The sequence below is a fragment of the Thiohalocapsa sp. genome (assembly GCF_019695415.1).
Classification (GTDB): Bacteria; Pseudomonadota; Gammaproteobacteria; order Chromatiales; family Chromatiaceae; genus Thiohalocapsa.
In genome coordinates this window covers 1-1,607 of record NZ_JAIFKJ010000462.1, presented here as the reverse complement: position 1 = coordinate 1,607, position 1,607 = coordinate 1, and the positions used below count along the sequence as shown (strand labels likewise).

Genomic DNA, 1,607 nt, shown 5'->3' with positions numbered 1-1,607 from the left:
CGGACCGCTTGCTGCGCCGCGCACTGGGTCCGGTCGCACAAGGGCGTAAACCGGCGTGGCAGGCCAACTCCGTGCTGCTTCGGCCCCGCACTGCGCACTACGCCCTACGCACTCTTTGAAAAGAATCAAGGAATGGCCACCAGGTTCAACAACCGATTCACAAACTCATCCGTCGTAATCCCTTCTGCTTCCGCCTCGAAGGTGAGCAGCAGACGGTGACGCAGGATCTCGGGGGCTACGAGCTGGATGTGGTGGGGGGCGACAAACTCGTCGCCGTCCAGCCAGGCGCGGGCACGGGCGCAGCGGGCCAGTGCGATGCTGGCACGGGGGGAGGCACCGAATCGGCACCAGCGGGCAAGGTCGGCGTCGTAGAGTTTCGGATGCCGGGTGGCTTGCACCAGATCGACGATGTAGCTGTGCAGCTTCGGGTCCAGATACAGCTCGGCCACGTTGCGGCGCATCTGAAAGAGCTGCTCCTGGCTCAGCGGCTGGGCGGGCTCGGGCTCCGGCTCGGTCTGCTGGCGGCTGTCCAGCGCCAGGATTTCCAGCTCCTCCTCCCGCGTGGGATAGGTCACCACCGCCTGCATGAGAAAGCGGTCGAGCTGCGCCTCCGGCAGGTGGTAGGTGCCCTCCTGCTCCACCGGATTCTGCGTGGCCAGCACCATGAAGAGCTTGGGCAGCGGATAGGTGCGCTGGCCGACGGTGATCTGGTGCTCGGCCATGGCCTCCAGCAGCGCCGACTGCACCTTGGCGGGCGCGCGGTTGACTTCGTCGGCCAACAGCACGTTGTGAAAGAGCGGGCCGGGGCGGAACTCGAACTCGCCTTGCTCATGGCGATAGATATCCGTGCCGATTAAGTCGGACGGCAGCAGGTCCGGCGTGAACTGGATACGGTGGAAGTCGCCTTCGATGGCCTCGGCCAATGCCTTCACGGCGGTGGTCTTGGCGAGCCCGGGCATGCCCTCCACCAGCAGGTGGCCATCGCTCAGCAGGCAGACCAGCATACTGTCGATGAACTTGTGCTGGCCGATGATGCGCGATGCGATGTGCTCGCGGACGGGGGTGAGGTCTGCCGGGGTCATGCTTGGCTACTGCTCGCGAGGATTTGGTGGTGATCAGGGTTTGGCCCTGCAGCTTGGCCACGCAATGCTGCGGGTTTTGGCAATTCGGCGCAAGCGCCTTGCGGATCGTGCCGATCGAGAGGTGGATCAGTGGGCTATCGCCCATGGTGGTCACGGGGCCGCGCGCGAAATCCTACTTGGAGGCCGTGCACCGCAAGACCGCCGGGCGGGTGCGCTGGATCAGGAGCCAGAAGGACAACCGCTTCCTGGACTGCGAAGCCCTGAACGGGGCCGCAGCGCACAGCCTGGCCGTGCATCAGATGCAGCCGGTCGTCGTCAAGCAGGCACCGCAGCAGCAGCCCGGACCGGCACCGCCGGGGCGGCATAAGCACTTTGTCAGCAGGTGGGCGCGCTGAGTCGCGCCAAAGTTCCCCCACCGTTCCCCAAATGAAAAGGGCTTACCGGCTGACGCCGGTAAGCCCTTGGTTTTGTGGTGCCCAGGGACAGAATCGAACTGCCGACACGGGGATTTTCAGTCCCCTGCTC

2 protein-coding genes are annotated in these 1,607 nt (G+C 65.1%); one reads left to right on the top strand and one right to left on the bottom strand.

Features of this window, described 5'->3' with window-relative positions; translation table 11 throughout:
* Positions 1-125 precede the first annotated feature (125 nt).
* Complete coding sequence (locus I6U14_RS12920; RefSeq protein ID WP_296899915.1) at positions 126-1,082, bottom strand: AAA family ATPase; 957 nt, start codon at positions 1,080-1,082, stop codon at positions 126-128.
* Positions 1,083-1,189: 107 nt separating this feature from the next.
* Between I6U14_RS12920 and I6U14_RS12915 the strand changes: the two genes are divergently transcribed.
* Positions 1,190-1,477 (top strand): hypothetical protein, encoded by a 288-nt coding sequence (locus tag I6U14_RS12915; RefSeq protein WP_296899914.1) that lies wholly within the window; start codon positions 1,190-1,192, stop codon positions 1,475-1,477.
* Positions 1,478-1,607 lie beyond the last annotated feature (130 nt).

Coding starts and splice junctions, on each gene's coding strand:
- I6U14_RS12920 (WP_296899915.1), bottom strand. CDS start 1,082: ATGACCCCGGCAGACCTCACCCCCGTCCGCGAGCACATCGCATCGCGC.